The organism is Bradyrhizobium sp. AT1 (assembly GCF_001590795.1).
Lineage (GTDB): Bacteria > Pseudomonadota > Alphaproteobacteria > Rhizobiales > Xanthobacteraceae > Bradyrhizobium.
In genome coordinates this window covers 3,883,225-3,898,708 of the sequence record NZ_JXDL01000001.1, presented here as the reverse complement: position 1 = coordinate 3,898,708, position 15,484 = coordinate 3,883,225, and the positions used below count along the sequence as shown (strand labels likewise).

Annotated in this window: 15 protein-coding genes and 1 tRNA gene; 6 read left to right on the top strand and 10 right to left on the bottom strand. The window is 64.4% G+C overall.

The features are described from left to right. Positions 1-33 precede the first annotated feature (33 nt). The 3 genes from dapA to trxB form a co-directional block, all read right to left on the bottom strand. A complete protein-coding gene (gene dapA, locus SE92_RS18170) occupies positions 34-942 on the bottom strand; it encodes a 4-hydroxy-tetrahydrodipicolinate synthase (protein ID WP_063197143.1) in 909 nt (302 codons plus the stop codon). Between the two features lie 465 nt (positions 943-1,407). Continuing rightward, positions 1,408-2,331, bottom strand: a complete 924-nt coding sequence (locus SE92_RS18165; protein ID WP_063197141.1) for a LysR family transcriptional regulator — start codon at positions 2,329-2,331, stop codon at positions 1,408-1,410. Positions 2,332-2,336: 5 nt separating this feature from the next. Further along, on the bottom strand, positions 2,337-3,302 hold the full coding sequence (gene trxB / locus SE92_RS18160) for a thioredoxin-disulfide reductase (RefSeq protein WP_063197139.1): 966 nt from the start codon (positions 3,300-3,302) through the stop codon (positions 2,337-2,339). Positions 3,303-3,569: 267 nt separating this feature from the next. Here trxB and SE92_RS18155 point away from each other — a divergent pair, with 267 nt between their 5' ends. Then, on the top strand, positions 3,570-4,049 hold the full coding sequence (locus tag SE92_RS18155) for an Lrp/AsnC family transcriptional regulator (protein ID WP_008135853.1): 480 nt from the start codon (positions 3,570-3,572) through the stop codon (positions 4,047-4,049). A gap of 302 nt (positions 4,050-4,351) precedes the next feature. On the opposite strand, the gene greA is transcribed toward SE92_RS18155, so the two are convergent. The 3 genes from greA to SE92_RS18140 form a co-directional block, all read right to left on the bottom strand. After that, entirely contained in the window at positions 4,352-4,825 is a 474-nt protein-coding gene (gene greA, locus SE92_RS18150) for a transcription elongation factor GreA (RefSeq protein ID WP_018643807.1), read from the bottom strand. Positions 4,826-5,035: 210 nt separating this feature from the next. Beyond that, complete coding sequence (gene carB / locus SE92_RS18145) at positions 5,036-8,500, bottom strand: carbamoyl-phosphate synthase large subunit (RefSeq protein ID WP_063197137.1); 3,465 nt, start codon at positions 8,498-8,500, stop codon at positions 5,036-5,038. A gap of 142 nt (positions 8,501-8,642) precedes the next feature. Further along, the gene (locus SE92_RS18140; protein WP_063197135.1) at positions 8,643-9,812 is read right to left on the bottom strand and encodes an MFS transporter; all 1,170 of its coding nucleotides are present in this window, start codon (positions 9,810-9,812) and stop codon (positions 8,643-8,645) included. Positions 9,813-9,926: 114 nt separating this feature from the next. Between SE92_RS18140 and SE92_RS18135 the strand changes: the two genes are divergently transcribed. Then, positions 9,927-10,298 carry an ArsR/SmtB family transcription factor gene (locus tag SE92_RS18135; RefSeq protein ID WP_063197133.1) on the top strand — a complete coding sequence of 124 codons (372 nt, stop codon included), beginning with the start codon at positions 9,927-9,929 and terminating at the stop codon, positions 10,296-10,298. 115 nt (positions 10,299-10,413) lie between these two features. Here the strand turns inward: SE92_RS18135 and SE92_RS35930 are convergent. Together SE92_RS35930 and SE92_RS18130 are read right to left on the bottom strand one after the other, a co-directional pair. Further along, positions 10,414-10,489 (bottom strand) — tRNA-OTHER (locus tag SE92_RS35930). A 54-nt stretch (positions 10,490-10,543) separates the two neighbouring features. After that, positions 10,544-11,245, bottom strand: coding sequence for a class I SAM-dependent methyltransferase (locus SE92_RS18130; RefSeq protein WP_063197131.1), 702 nt, complete (start codon positions 11,243-11,245; stop codon positions 10,544-10,546). A 104-nt stretch (positions 11,246-11,349) separates the two neighbouring features. On the opposite strand from SE92_RS18130, the gene SE92_RS18125 reads away from it, so the two are divergent. Continuing rightward, entirely contained in the window at positions 11,350-11,874 is a 525-nt protein-coding gene (locus tag SE92_RS18125; RefSeq protein ID WP_063197129.1) for a Dps family protein, read from the top strand. A 139-nt stretch (positions 11,875-12,013) separates the two neighbouring features. Here SE92_RS18125 and SE92_RS18120 read toward each other — a convergent pair whose 3' ends face one another. Beyond that, positions 12,014-12,535, bottom strand: coding sequence for a cupin domain-containing protein (locus SE92_RS18120; protein ID WP_063197127.1), 522 nt, complete (start codon positions 12,533-12,535; stop codon positions 12,014-12,016). 150 nt (positions 12,536-12,685) lie between these two features. On the opposite strand from SE92_RS18120, the gene SE92_RS18115 reads away from it, so the two are divergent. Beyond that, on the top strand, positions 12,686-12,901 hold the full coding sequence (locus SE92_RS18115; protein WP_063203611.1) for a hypothetical protein: 216 nt from the start codon (positions 12,686-12,688) through the stop codon (positions 12,899-12,901). A 37-nt stretch (positions 12,902-12,938) separates the two neighbouring features. On the opposite strand, the gene carA is transcribed toward SE92_RS18115, so the two are convergent. Then, positions 12,939-14,129, bottom strand: a complete 1,191-nt coding sequence (gene carA / locus SE92_RS18110) for a glutamine-hydrolyzing carbamoyl-phosphate synthase small subunit (RefSeq protein WP_063197125.1) — start codon at positions 14,127-14,129, stop codon at positions 12,939-12,941. 146 nt (positions 14,130-14,275) lie between these two features. On the opposite strand from carA, the gene SE92_RS18105 reads away from it, so the two are divergent. Further along, positions 14,276-15,004 (top strand): alpha/beta fold hydrolase, encoded by a 729-nt coding sequence (locus SE92_RS18105; RefSeq protein ID WP_063197123.1) that lies wholly within the window; start codon positions 14,276-14,278, stop codon positions 15,002-15,004. Between the two features lie 33 nt (positions 15,005-15,037). Next, positions 15,038-15,484 (top strand): GatB/YqeY domain-containing protein (locus SE92_RS18100; RefSeq protein WP_063197121.1); only part of this gene is annotated, 447 nt, incomplete at its 3' end.

Sequence of the window (15,484 nt, the reverse complement as noted above, 5' to 3'; positions counted from 1 at the left end):
GGAATGACGCGGAGGTGCCGTGAAGAGAGGCCGCTACGCCGCGACCTGCATGCGCCGCTCGATCTCGCGGTCGATCGTGGCCGCGAGCTCGCTGCTGACCTCCACCATCGGCAGGCGCACTTCCGGACTATCGATCAGGCCGCATCGCCACAGCCAGTACTTCGCCGGTGCCGGACTCGGTTCGGTGAACAAGAGCCGCGTGAGCTCGGCGACTTCCTGCCAGCGCGCCCGCGCCGCGTCGGGATTGCCGCGCTTCATCTCGGCATACACGGCCGCGAACGTCGCGGTCTCGACATGGGCCGACAGCACGATGCCGCCGTCGGCGCCGTCGCCGAGCGCCTCCAAATAGTTCGCGTCCTCGCCGGTGAGCACGCGAAAGTCCTTCGGCCGGTCGCGCAGCAGCGCGATCGATTGCTCGCGGCTCGCGCCGCAATCCTTCAGGCCGATGATGTTCTTGTGCTCGGCGAGCCGCAGCATGGTCTGGTTGGTGATGTTCACGGCGGTGCGATAGGGAATGTTGTAGAGCGCGAGCGGCCAGGCGGCGTGATCGGCGAGCGTCTCGAAATGCGCCAGCAGCCCGCGCTGCGAGGGTCGCACATAATATGGACTGGCGATCAGATAACCCTCGATCGGCCAGTCCGCGGTCTCGTCGAGACGTTCCTTCAGCCGCGAGGTGTCCGCGCCGGATAGCCCGAGGCAGACCGGAACGTTGCGGCGGCCCGCTGCCATCTCGTCGCGCACGACGGCAACGAGACGTTCGAGCTCGGCCTCGCGCAGCGTCATGCCTTCACCGGAGGTCGCCCCCAGGATGAAGCCGTCGACAGCCTGGTTGCAGTAGTGCCGTGTCAGCCGCCGCAGTGACCGCTCGTCGAGCGCCCCATCGCGAAACGGCGTCACCAGCGGCAGCCACAGCCCGTGCAGTTGTTCCTGTAGACCAGTCATGTTTCCATCTCCTTCTCGGGAAAAAAGCCTGAGACGGAGGGCGCATGAAAAAACCCCGTCCAGGCGGCGGGGTTTTCGAAGATTTGCAGCGATGACGAAGCTTTAGCTAGTGCGCGCAAAAATCCGAGGCCCCGGCATGGGGGCCTTTTTTCGAGGCGACGGCCTCGAACGAGATTGCGCACGACTTCGTGATCATTTGCAAATGATGCGGGGTTGGCGCGGAACTGTCAATACACGCGGAGGGCGAAGGCTGATTTGACAGAAAAAAAGCCGGGCCCAAAGAGCCCGGCTTAAGGTATTGGCCACGTGAGGCCGACACAATCACCTTCCAAGAGGGATTACTGAACTCCCGCGCCACTGGAGGAGGGGGACAAATGCGCAACGCGAAGGCTCAGCGTGCAAACAGTATGGGCTTGACGAGCGGCCTGCAGCAACAGCCGAGGCCGCATGTCAGTCATGCGGAAATCAGGACGGCCAGCGCTGCGCTTTGCTGACCACGAAGTCGCGGAACACCTGCACGCGCGCCACCGTTTTCAACTCCTCGGGATAGACGAAGTAGGTGTCGAGCTGGATCGAATCCGACTCGCCGAACAGCTGCACGAGTTTGCTTTGCTCCTCGACGAGGTAGTCGGGCAGCGCGGCGATGCCGAGGCCCTGCTGACAGGCGCGCACCAGACCGAGGATGTTGTTCACCCTGAAATAGGCCTCGCGCGGACCCGAGCCGTTGCGCCCGGCTTCGACCAGCCAGTTGCGGTTCTGCAAGTGAGGCGCGAAGTTGCCGTCGGCGAGCGTGATGATGCGGTGGGAGTCGAGCTCCTCCAGCGTGCGCGGCGTGCCGAAGCGCTTGATGTATTCCGGCGAGCAATAGGCATGGAAGCCCATCGCGAACAGCTTGCGCTGGATGAGGTCCGGCTGCGTCGGCTTGCGGGTGCGGATCGCGACATCAGCCTCGCGCATCGACAGGTCGAGCTCCTCGTCGGTGACGATCAAGGAGATGCGGATCTCCGGATAGAGCGCGGTGAACTCGCCGAGCCGCGGGATCAGCCAGTTGATGCCGACGCCGGGCGTGGTGGTGATCTTGAGGTCGCCGCTCGGCCGCTCGCGGCTGTCGGTCAGTTTCGCGCGCGCCGCCTGGAGCTGCATGAACACGTCATGCGCGGTGCGGAACAGGAGGTCGCCCTGCTCGGTGAGGATCAGGCCGCGGGCATGACGGTGGAACAGCGAGACCGAAAGCTCCTGCTCCAGCGCCGAGACCTGGCGCGACACCGCCGATTGCGACAGGCCGAGCTGCTCGCCCGCATGCGTGAAGCTGCCAGCTTCCGCCGCTGCGTGAAACACCTTCAGCTTGTCCCAGTCCATATCCGTAAATCCGTCGCGTGTTCGAGGCATGATCTTTATTCCGCTGCCGCGCGCTCGCTGGCGCGCAGGGCCAAGAAACGTTCGGCCTCGAGCGCTGCCATGCAGCCGAGGCCTGCGGCCGTGACGGCCTGGCGATAGGTTTCGTCGGCGACGTCGCCGGCGGCAAACAGGCCGGGCACCGAGGTGGCGGTCGAATTCGCGGCGACCTCGACATAGCCCGACGGTTTCAGCTTGATCTGGTCTTTCACGAGCTCGGTCGCCGGCGCATGGCCGATGGCGATAAAGACGCCGTCGGTCTTCACGTCCGTCAGCGCGCCGGTCTTGACGTTCTTCAGGCGCACATGGGTGACCTTGTTCGGGTTCTCGGTGCCGCAGATCTCGTCCACGGCCGAGTCCCAGATCACCTTGATCTTCGGATGTTTGAACAGGCGCTCCTGCAGGATACGCTCGGCGCGGAAATGATCGCGGCGATGCACGATGGTGACCTGCGAGGCATGGTTGGTGAGGTACAGGGCCTCCTCGACCGCGGTATTGCCGCCGCCGACCACCACCACTTCCTTGTTGCGGTAGAAGAAGCCGTCGCAGGTGGCGCAGGCCGACACGCCGCCGCCCTGGAATTTAGCTTCGGACGGCAGCCCGAGCCAGCGCGCCTGCGCGCCTGTGGCGAGGATGACGGTGTCGGCGAGATAGACGTCGCCGCTGTCACAGGTGAGGCGGAACGGCCGCTGCGAGGTGTCGAGCTTGATCACAAGGTCGGAGACGATCTTGGTGCCGACATGGACCGCCTGCTTCTCCATCTGCTCCATCAGCCAGGGGCCCTGGATCACGTCGGCGAAGCCCGGATAGTTCTCGACGTCGGTGGTGATGGTGAGCTGGCCGCCCGCCTGCATGCCCTGGATCAGGATCGGCTCCAGCATGGCTCGCGCGGCATAGATCGCCGCGGTGTAGCCGGCAGGGCCCGAGCCGATGATGACGACCTTTGCATGAACAGGAGCGGACATTTCGATGGACGCCTTTCACGGGGGATTTGCAGCGCGGGCGCGGAACATGCCGGGAGGCGTCGCGGAGGCGCTGAAATATCAGAGCTAATCTAAGCCTTCTGGTGAGCTATGCAAGAATTGCATTGCCTGTCGGCGGATTTTTCCAACAGGGAACAAAACTCGATTGCGCTGCACGCGCAATAAAATTGCGCTAAGGCGGCGGACTGGGCTATGAGGATTGCGACAAGCCCATCCAATGCCGCCGTAAAGGCCAGGAGTTCCAATCACGTGTCGCGGAACCTAGACGAGATCGACCTGAAAATTCTCACCGAGATTCAGGCCGACGGTCGAATCACGAATGTCGAATTGGCCAAGCGCGTCGGCATCTCGCCACCGCCCTGCCTGCGCCGCGTCCGCGCGCTGGAGGAGGAGGGCTACATCCACGGCTATCGTGGCCTGCTGGACGCCCGCAAGCTCGGCTTCGACGTCACCGTGTTCGCCGCCGTGCACCTGTCCAGCCAAGCCGAGGCGGATTTGCGCGCTTTCGAGGAGTTCGTCCGCGCCGAGCCCTTGGTGCGGGAATGCTGGATGCTGTCGGGCGAGGTCGATTTCATCCTCAAATGCGTCGCCCCTGACATGGCGACCTTCCAGGACTTCGTCACGCATCTGACCGCGGCGCCGCATGTGCGGAATGTGCGGACCTCGCTGGTGCTGCATAATTCGAAATACGAGGCCGCCGTGCCGCTCGAGGTGAAGGGGCGGAGGTAGAGCGCCGTTCTCATGCCCCGGACGCAGCGCCACTTCGGCGGTGCGCTGCAGAGCCGGGGCCCATGTCACGGGGATTTCCCGTGTCGCTTTCTGGGTCCCGGCTCAGCGCTGCAACGCTTGAAGCGTTGCAGCTTGTCCGGGACACGAGAGTGGTGGATGTCGCTGCTGCGCACTCCGTCATTGCGAGCGTAGCGAAGCAATCTAGAGTCTTTCCGCAGCGGCAGTCTGGATTTCTTCCGAAACAAAAAAGGCCGCGCAGTGCGCGGCCTTTTCGAAACGTCATCACGTGCAGCGGCAGATCCTTACCGCCACTCCACCTTGGTGATCTCATACGCCTTGGCGCCGCCGGGGGCGTTGACCTCGACGGTCGATCCCTTCTTCTTGCCGATCAGCGCGCGGGCGAGCGGCGAGGTGATGGAGATGCGGCCCTTCTTGGCGTCCGCCTCGACCTCGCCGACGATCTGCCACACCGTCTTCTTCTCGGTATCCTCGTCGACCAGGGTCACGGTGGCGCCGAACTTGATGGTGTCGCCGGACAGTTTCGAGATGTCGATGATGTCGGCACGCGCGAGCTTGTCCTCGAGCTCGGCGATGCGGCCCTCATTGTGGGACTGCTCTTCCTTCGCGGCATGATATTCCGCGTTTTCCGACAGGTCTCCGTGCGAGCGCGCTTCGGCGATATGCTCGATGATCCGCGGACGGTCTTCCGACTGGCGCTTCTTCAATTCTTCCCCGAGCGCGACAAAGCCGGCCTGGGTCATCGGAACCTTTTCCATCTCTTCTCTCGTGCTTCAGCTTCGCGCCCCACAAATTCAGGGGGCGCGATAACCTCGATTCGTCGGTGCTCCCGGGGCTGAACACACGCCCACCGGGACATGATGTGGGTCTGGCGCCGGAACAGAACAACCACGATGGCCGGACAGTTCCTCCGGCCATTGTGGCTTCATTGCCAATCACTTAGCGGAAGCGTCGCCGCGCGCTAGCGATCAGGTTTCCGAAAAGTAGCTCTGCAGGGTACGAACCTCAAGGTCCCCGCCAAGATAGGCGCGGATGCCCTGCGCGGCCGCCACGGCCCCGGAAAGAGTGGTGTAATACGGCACTTTATGCAAGAGGGCCGCGCGCCGCAGCGAACGGCTGTCGGCCAGCGCCTGCGGGCCTTCGGTGGTGTTGAAGACCAACTGGACGTCGCCATTGGTGATGGCATCGACGATGTGCGGCCGGCCCTCCAGCACCTTGTTCACCTTCTCGGTCGGGATGCCCTGGTCGGTCAGGAAGCGCGCCGTGCCCGAGGTCGCCAGCACCTTGAAGCCGAGCGAATGCAGTTCGCGAACCGCCTCGGCGATACGCGTTTTGTCGCTCTCGCGCACGGAGACGAACACCGTGCCCTTGCGTGGTACTCGCGTGCCGCCGCCGAGCTGGCTCTTGGCAAACGCCACCGCGAACGAGCGGTCGATGCCCATGACCTCGCCGGTCGAGCGCATCTCCGGGCCGAGCACCGTGTCGACGCCAGGGAAGCGCGCGAAGGGGAAGACCGATTCCTTGACGCCGACATGCTTGAGCTCGGCCTTCTTCAATTTGAAGTCGGCGAGCTTCTCGCCGGCCATGACGCGCGCGGCGATCTTGGCGACCGGCGTGCCGACCACCTTGGCCACGAACGGCACGGTGCGCGAGGCGCGCGGGTTGACTTCGAGCACGTAGATCTCGCCGTCCTTGATGGCGTATTGCACGTTCATCAGGCCGACCACGTCGAGGCCGAGCGCGAGCTCGCGGGTCTGCCGCTCCAGCTCCTCGATCATCTTGGCGTCGAGCGAATGCGGCGGCAGCGAGCAGGCGCTATCGCCGGAATGGATGCCGGCTTCCTCGATGTGCTCCATGATGCCGACGATGAAAGTGTCCTTGCCGTCGCAGAGGCAGTCGACGTCGATCTCGGTGGCGTCCGACAGATAACGGTCGAACAGCAGCGGGTTCTTGCCGAGCACGGTGTTGATCTGCCCGGTCTTGTCGTTCGGGTAGCGCGCCTTGACGTCGGCCGGCACCAGCTCCGGCAGCGTACCGAGCAGGTAATCGCTGAGCTGGTTCTCCTCGCGGATGATCTGCATCGCGCGGCCGCCGAGCACGTAGGACGGGCGCACCACCAGCGGCAGGCCGAGATCGGTTGCGACCAGGCGCGCCTGCTCGACCGAATAGGCGATGCCGTTCTTCGGCTGCTTGAGGCGAAGCTTGTCGAGCACGCGCTTGAAACGGTCGCGGTCCTCGGCAAGATCGATGGCGTCGGGCGAGGTGCCGAGGATCGGTACTTCGGCAGCCTCCAGCGCGCGCGCGAGCTTCAGCGGCGTCTGGCCGCCGAACTGCACGATGACGCCGTGCAGCGTACCCTTGCTGCGTTCCTTGGCGATGATCTCCAGCACGTCCTCGGCGGTGAGCGGCTCGAAATAGAGCCGGTCGGCGGTGTCGTAGTCGGTCGATACCGTCTCGGGATTGCAGTTGACCATGATGGATTCGTAGCCGGCGTCATGCAGCGCGAAGCAGGCATGACAGCAGCAATAGTCGAACTCGATGCCCTGGCCGATGCGGTTCGGCCCGCCGCCGAGAATGATGACCTTCTTCTTGTCGGACGGCGTGCTCTCGTCCGCCGGCGCGCCCGCAAACGGCGCCTCATAGGTCGAATACATGTAGGCGGTGGGCGAGGCGAATTCGGCTGCGCAGGTGTCGATGCGCTTGTAGACGGGACGAACGCCGAGTGCGTGGCGCTTCGCCGTGACCTCGGCTTCCGTCGTCTCGGCCAGCACCGCGAGTCGCGCGTCGGAGAAGCCCATGGCCTTGAGCGTGCGCATGCCGAAGGCGTTGCCCGGCAGGCCGTTCTTCCGGACCTTCTCCTCCATATCGACGATCCCCCGCATCTCGCCGAGGAACCACGGGTCGATCTTGCAGGAGTTGAAGATATCCTCGTTCGACCAGCCGAGCCGCATCGCCTGGGCGACCTGGAGCAGCCGGTTCGGCGTCGGCGTGCCGAGCGCGGCACGGATCGCGTTCTTGTCGTCGTCGCGGCCGAGACCCTCGATCTCGATCTCGTCGAGGCCGGTGAGGCCGGTCTCGAGCCCGCGCAAGGCCTTCTGCAGGCTTTCCTGGAAGGTGCGGCCGATCGCCATGACTTCGCCGACCGATTTCATCGAGGTCGTCAGCGTGGTCGAGGCGCCCGGGAATTTCTCGAAGGCGAAGCGCGGCACCTTGGTGACGACGTAGTCGATGGTTGGCTCGAACGAGGCCGGCGTCGCGCCGCCGGTGATGTCGTTGGCGATCTCGTCGAGCGTGTAGCCGACCGCGAGCTTGGCGGCGACTTTTGCGATCGGGAATCCCGTCGCCTTGGAAGCCAGCGCGGACGAACGCGACACGCGCGGATTCATCTCGATCACGACCATGCGGCCGTCCTCGGGATTGACGCCGAACTGCACGTTGGAGCCGCCGGTCTCGACGCCGATCTCGCGCAGCACCGCCAGCGAGGCGTCGCGCATGATCTGGTATTCCTTGTCGGTCAGCGTCAGTGCCGGTGCCACCGTGATGGAATCGCCGGTGTGCACGCCCATCGGATCGAGGTTCTCGATCGAGCAGACGATGATGCAATTGTCCTTCTTGTCGCGCACCACCTCCATCTCGTACTCTTTCCAGCCGAGCACGGATTCTTCGATCAGCACTTCGTTGGTCGGAGACGCATCGAGCCCGCGCTCGATGATGTCGAGGAATTCTTCCTTGTTGTAGGCGATGCCGCCGCCGGTGCCGCCCATGGTGAAGGAGGGGCGGATGATCGCGGGCAGGCCGATCTCGGACAGCGCCATCATGGCCTGGCCGAAGGCGTATTCCTGGTAGCGCTTGCGGCGCTCGCTCTCGCCCAGCGTCCACTGCCGATCGTGCTCTTCAAGGGCGGCGCCCGACAGCTTCTCGCGTTCGGCCTGGTGTTTGTCGCGGAATGACTTCTTCAGTTCGGAGGCGTTGGCGAGCCGCGACTTCGGCGTCTCGAGCCCGATCTTGGTCATGGCCTCGCGGAACAGCTGGCGGTCCTCGGCCTTGTCGATCGCGTCGGCGGTGGCGCCGATCATCTCGACGTCGAACTTGTCCAGCGTGCCCTGGCGGCGCAGCGACAGCGCGCAGTTCAACGCGGTCTGGCCGCCCATGGTCGGCAGCAGCGCGAAGCCGCCGGGAATGACGTGCCGTTCCTTCTCGATGATCTTGGCGACGATCTCGGGCGTGATCGGCTCGATATAGGTCGCATCGGCCAATTCCGGGTCGGTCATGATGGTGGCCGGGTTGGAATTGACGAGGACGATGCGATAGCCCTCTTCCTTCAGCGTCTTCACCGCCTGGGTGCCCGAATAGTCGAACTCGCAGGCCTGGCCGATCACGATGGGACCGGCGCCGATGATCAGGATGGTGGTGATGTCTGTACGTTTGGGCATCAACTCTCGCCGGACTGGAATTTGGGCACAAAAAAAGGGCGCGCGGCTGCGCGTCCCTGTGGCCGAGAGCGCGGTGGTCTCCCTCGCGCGCGGGTGGGTCTTAGACCAGTTTTTGGGGCGGCGAAACCCCGAAAAACGCCCATCAACCGGCAATTTTGACCGGTTTGGGCCGGGCCTGCCAGCCGCGGGCGAGATGCACCAGAAGCGAGGCCGCTACGCTCACACCGCCGATCCAGCCGAGGTCGTCGGGCGACAAGGTGGCCAGCACCGCGCCGCCGAGGGCCCCACCGATGGCGAAGCCGAGATACATGGCGGAGGCGTTGAGCGAGAGGGCGATCATCGAGGCCTGCGGCTCGATCCGGATGATGCTGGCGATCTGGGCCGGATAGAACGCCCAACCCGAGATGCCCCAGAGGAAGATCGCGCCCAGCACGGCGTAATGGGCCTGGCCGGGCATCAGCTTCAGCACCAGCGAATGCAGGATGAGGGCGCTCGCCATGCCGGCGAGCCCGAGGGCTGCGGTGGTGAGCGTGCCGAGCCGGTCGGCCAGGACGCCACCGAGCATGTTGCCGATCGCCGCCGCGCCGCCAAACACCAGCAATGCCAGGCTGATCTGCGAGGCGTCGAAGCCGAGATTGCGCAGTGGAACCGCGAAATAGGTGAAGACGGTGAAGCCGCCGAGCGCCCATAAAATCGTGATCAAGAGCGCGACCACGACATTGCCGTGGCGGGCCACCGCGAGCCGCTCGCTGAGCGAAGCCGTGTTGCGCGGCAGGCCGCGGGGCAGGCCGAGCAGGAGGCCCGCGAGCGCAACGCCGCCGATCAGGGCCACCATGGCAAAGGTCGCGCGCCAGCCGAGCAGGCTGCCGACGAGATTGCCGAGGGGAACGCCAATGACGGTCGCAACCGTGAGTCCGGAGGTGACCAGCGCCACGGCGCGGCCCCGCCGTTCGGGCGATGCGATGGCGATCGACACGGCGAGGGCTGTCGGCATGCACAGGCCCGAGCCCAGTGCCATCAGCATCCGGGAGGCGAGCAGCAGGGCATAATTCGAAGCCACCATCGCCGCGATGTTTCCGGCAATGAAGGTCGTCAGCGCCAGGGCCAGCACGGTGCGGCGGTCGATATTGTTCAGCGCCACCGCCAGGATCGGGGAGCCCACGGCATAGGTGAGGGCGTAGGCGGTGACGAGCTGGCCGGCTGCCGGGACCGAAATCGACAGGTCGCTGGCGATGGCAGGCAAAAGCCCAGCGATCACAAAGCCTTCAGTACCGATCGCAAAGGCTCCCAAGGCCAGCCAGAACACGCTCATTGGACCAGATCCTATGTTCAACGATTATTGAACAATTGAATGCACAAAGGTGGCGATGTCAATCGGTTCAAGAACTATTGAACATTGTGGCCGCATCGCTATGATTCCCCGGTCATGAGCCGCACGCCTCTCCACCCCACCCGCGAGCAGATCGAGCTGCCGATGGTTCTGGATTGCCTCAGCGATCCGATCCGGTTGGCAATCGTGTACCAGCTCGCAGCGCAGGAACGTGTCAGCAGCGAGCTCTGCTGCGGCGATTTCAGTGGGCTCGGGGGCAAGTCGAACCTGGCCTATCACTTCGCCAAGCTGCGCGAATGCGGCCTGATGCAGACGCGCGTGGCCGGCACCAACCGCTTCATGCGATTGCGCCGCGAGGATCTGGATGCACGCTTTCCGGGTCTGCTGGACGCGGTGATCGGCTCCGCGGCGAAGGATGCCGAGCGGCTGCACTTGTTGTCGGAGGGGGATGTGGTCGAGGCGGATTGAGGTTCGAGCGGGCAGTCCGTCTTCGCTTGCGCTGTCGCTCCAGCTACGCCGGACACGCTTCGCCCCTTCGGGTCCGGCGTGGCTGCGCCACGCGTAGCCCCGAAGGGGCGAAGCGTGGAGACCCGGCCTGGATTTGAACCAGGATGTAGAGCGTTGCACCGCCCTCGCGTAGACGCTTCCGCCACCGGGCCGCAGCGATCATGACCGATTGCAGTGCGGCAAGCTACAACGGCTAATTGTTATGCTTAACGAACCAGAGGCGGCCGCGCGATGAAGGTCATGCGCCAGGGATTGTGGCCGATATTGGTGTGGGCGCGCTGGACCGCGAACCCGGCCGCCCTCAGCTTGGCGGTGATCTCCTCCTCGCTGTAGCGCTGCAGCCCGATGCGCGTGCGCAAATGACGGTAATCCGACAGCGCGGTGCTGATCAGCCCGATCAAGGCGTCCTTCAGGAAGCCGTGGCGAAGGCCGAAGCCGAGCAGCGCCAGGACGTCCCTGAACATGCCGACATTGGGCTGCAGGATGTCCCCCAGCACCAGCTTGCCGGAGGGCTTCAGGAGACGGCGGATGTTGAGCAGCGCGGCATCGAGCTCGTCCGGCGCCATGTATTGCGCGACCGAGTTCATCACAACGAGGTCGATCGACTGGTCCTGCATCTTGCGGACGTCGTCGAGCGAGCGGACGCGGATCTTGGTGTTCGGGGCGAACCGCGCGATCAGCCGGCCGCGCACGCCCGGCGCGGGTTCGGCCAGGATCAGCTGGCCGCAGCGAGCGGCCACCTGGGTCGCCGACAGCGCCTCGCCGCAGGCGTAGTCGAGCACGACCGCATCGGGCGAGGAGATGTAGCCGATGATGTCCCGCGCAATGATCTGGAAGTGCAAGTCGCGATGCAGCTTGCTGACGTAGATCGTATGCGTCGAGTCGTAATAATCGATCCAATCGTCCATGGTATCCCGTCCGGCGGTTCCTATGTTGGAACCGCGCTGCCCGCCTTGCGTTAGGGGTGCGACGGCGCTCCGTCAATGTCCGCGTCCTAACAGGAAGGTCTCCCGTGAGCAAAACCAACAACAAGGTCTCGCCCGATCTCGATACCCCCACCGATCTGTCGCCCGACGGGGTCAAGAAGGTCTCGGAGGCGCTCAACGTGCTTCTGGCCGACGCCTTCGCGCTGTATCTGAAGACCAAGAATTTCCACTGGCACATCAGCGGCCGGCATTTCCGGGACTACCATCTGCTGCTCGACGAGCAGTCCGACCAGATCTTCGCCACCACCGACCAGCTCGCCGAGCGTGTCCGCAAGATCGGCGGCACCACGTTGAAGTCGATCGGCCAGGTCGCGAAGCTCCAGACCATCAAGGACAACAACGAAGACTACGTCCCGCCGCGCGAGATGCTGCGCGAGCTGATGCAGGACAACAAGCACGTCGCAGCCGCGATGCGCAAAGCCCATGATGTCTGCGACAAGGCCGAGGACGTGGCGAGTGCCAGCCTGCTCGAGAATTTCATCGACGAGACCGAGCGCCGGACGTGGTTCCTGTTCGAGGCGACGCGGCAGGAAGGCGGCAACGAGGCGTAAAGGGATATGTAGGGTGGGTTAGCGCTGCAGATGTGCGAAGCGCAGCTGCAGAGCGTAACCCACCGCTTTTGTATCCGCGGTGAACGAGATGGTGGGTTACGCCTGCGGCTAACCCACCCACCGGCACCTGCGCTTTTGGCTACCACCACAGCCGCATCAGAGCGCCATCCTTCCCCGTCACGGGATCGGCCGGCGGCATCGCGACCTCTGGAATCGTCTTCAGCGCCTTGGCGTGGTTCTCCGGCGTCGCCCTTGTGATCTCCAGCTTGCTGCCCGGCGGATAGGCGCCGATGACGCAGAAATCCTCGCTCGCCGTGATGCATTGATGCCCGGTGCCGGCGGGCAGGATCGCGACGTCGCCGGCCCTGATGTCCAGCTCCTGACCGTGGTCGCCGCCGAAGCGAACCCGTGCACTTCCGCGCGCGACGCCGAGCACTTCATGCACCGTCGCGTGATAGTGCAGGTAATCGTAGACGCCGTTGCGCCAGGTGCCGCCCCAGCCGTTCGCCTCGAACAGATCTTCGATGGTCTCCTCGGGGCGCTCGGGATCGAGCTTCACCGCGTCCTGATAGACCAGGAACGGCCTGATGTTGTTCGGCACCAGCCCATCATCCCCAAACACGATGGCGAGCGGTTCGGCATTGTCGCGGACGACGGACATTTCGAGGCTCCGGGTCACAACAGTCCATCAATCAAGACGATGCTCGTCCCCTTGTTCCCGGCCAAATCCATATGCCGGACTTGATGGAGATCAAGGCATGCGCGGCCAATGGCGGGCACGCCAGCCGAAGCGAAAGAAAAAGGGAACGCCATGTACGCATCCGACGTCGCGCAGCGTCATTTCTCGGCGGCTATCGACGAGGCGGAGGCGTCCGGTCTCGGGCACGAAGCCGTCTGCCGCGCCTTGCTCGGTCTGGTGATCTCGAAATATCTGGAGACGAGGTCCGTCGCGGACATCCAGGCGGAGCTGCGCTTCATTGCCGAGAATTGCGATCCCGACACAGACTTCATGTTCATGCGTCCGTGACGCATAGCCGGCGGTCTCGTCCGCCGGCGTTCTTGTCTCACGCGCTCTTCTTCTGCCGCATCAGATCGGCAAAACGCTGGAACAGATAGTGCGAGTCGCGCGGCCCTGGTGAAGCCTCGGGATGGTACTGCACCGAGAACACCGGCTTGCCGTCGAGCTGGATGCCGCAATTGGACCCATCGAACAAGGAAATGTGGGTTTGCGTCGCGCCCTTCGGCAGCGTGGTCTCGTCCACGGCGAAGCCGTGGTTCATCGAGGTGATCTCGACCTTGCCGGTGGTCTCGTCCTTGACGGGATGATTGGCGCCGTGATGGCCCTGATGCATCTTCTTCGTCTTGGCACCGACGGCGAGGCCCAGCATCTGATGGCCGAGGCAGATGCCGAAGGTCGGCGTGCCCGACTTGATCACGTCCTGAATCACAGGCACGGCATATTTGCCGGTCGCAGCCGGATCGCCCGGGCCGTTCGACAGGAACACGCCGTCCGGCTTCATCGCCAAAATGTCTTCGGACGAGGTCGTCGCCGGCACCACCGTCACCTTGCAGCCGACGCCGGCGAGCAGGCGCAGGATGTTGCGCTTGATGCCGTAGTCGATGGCGACGACGTTGAACTCCGCCTTGTCCTGGCGGCCAAAACCCTTGTCCCACAGCCAGGGCGTCTCGTCCCAGGTGAAGCGCTGGCCGCTCGTGACCATCGGCACGAGGTCCATGCCTTCGAGGCCGGGCCATTCGCGCGCTTCTTCCTTCAGGCCATGCAGGTCGAACTCGCCGTTTTTGGCGTGTGCGATCACGGCGTTGGGCATGCCCTTGCTGCGGATCAGCGCGGTCAGGGCGCGGGTGTCGATGCCGGAGAGGCCGATGATGCCGCGTGCCTTCAGCCACTGGTCGAGATGTTTGGTGGCGCGGTAGTTCGAGGGATCGGTGATCGCGGTGCGCAGGATCACGCCGCGCGCGCCCGGCGTTGCCGCCATGTTTACCGTCTCGATGTCTTCCTCGTTGGTACCGACATTGCCGATATGCGGGAAGGTGAAGGTGATGAGCTGGCCGGCATAGGAGGGATCGGTGAGGATCTCCTCATAGCCGGTCATCGCGGTGTTGAAGCAGACTTCGCCGACGGCGTGGCCTTCGGCGCCGAGACCAAAGCCTTCGAGCACCGTGCCGTCAGCAAGCACCAACAGCGCGGTCGGTTTGTGGTCCGGCCAGGCGGGATCGTTGTCATGTTGTGTCATGAGCGCGTTTCATAGTCCCCGCGGGCGCCGCCGTCAAAGCGGGAGAGGGGGGATTCACATGCGTTTTTGCATATTTGACAGGCCTCCTCCCGTCCTTAAGGTCGGCCGCACAATTTCCGGCAATTTGAGGGGCTTGCGAGGCAATAATGGACCAGACCACCCCGATTGTGCTGGTTCCGGGGCTGGCCTCCTCGGCCCGGATCTATGCGCCGGTCATCCCGGCGCTGTGGCGGTTCGGCCCGGTCATGATTGCCAACCATATCCGCGACGACAGCATGGCGGCGATTGCCGCCCGGGTGCTGAGCGAAGCGCCGCCGCGCTTCGCGCTCGCCGGCCATTCCATGGGCGGCTACATCGCGCTCGAGATCATGCGTCAAGCGCCTGAGCGTGTGGCCAGGCTTGCGCTGATCAACACCCAGGCGCGGCCCGACACGCCGGAGGCGACCGCGCGCCGCCGTGCCCTGATGGAGCGCGCCAGGCGCGGCGAGCTCCGCGCCATTCGCGAGGAGAGTTTTCCGGAGCTGGTGCACCCGTCGCGGCGCGACGATGCCGCTATCCTCAGGCTCGTGCATGCGCAGGACGAGGATGTCGGCGTCGAGGGCTATCTGCGGCAGCAGACCGCGATCATCGCGCGGGTGGATTCGCGGCCGACGCTTGCAGCGATCAAATGCCCGACATTGGTGCTGACGGGCGATGCCGACGGCACGATCCCGAATGCATTCTCGAAGGAAATGGCCGAGGCCATCGCCGGCGCAAGGCTCATAGTCCTGGATCGCTGCGGGCACCTGCCGCAAGCCGAGCAGCCGGAAGCGACCACGCGGGCGCTGACCGGATGGCTCGGAACCGAGGTTGTCCAAGGGCCGCGAACGGCCTAAATCAGGCGTCAGATATTCAAAGGGATCACGATCATGTTGCGCGACGACATCAACAATGCGGTCAAGGAGGCCATGAAGGCCAAGGACGAGCGCAAGCTGTCCACGCTGCGCATGGTCAACTCCACCATCAAGAACGCCGACATCGACGCCCGCGGGCAGGGCAAGCCGCCGCTGTCGGACGCGGACCTGCTCGGCGTCTTCCAGAAGATGATCAAGCAGCGGCAGGAATCGGTCGAGCTCTACGAAAAAGGCGGCCGCGCCGAGCTCGCGGCCCAGGAGCGCGAGGAGATCGCGGTGATCTCGGCCTATCTGCCGAAGCAGATGTCGGACGACGAGGTGAAGAAGGCGATCGCGGATGCGATCGGTGAGACCGGTGCCGCCGGCATGAAGGACATGGGCAAGGTGATCGCGGTCTTGCGCGCGAAGTACGCGGGACAGATGGATTTCGGCAAGGCGTCCGGCCTCGTGAAGGCCGCGCTG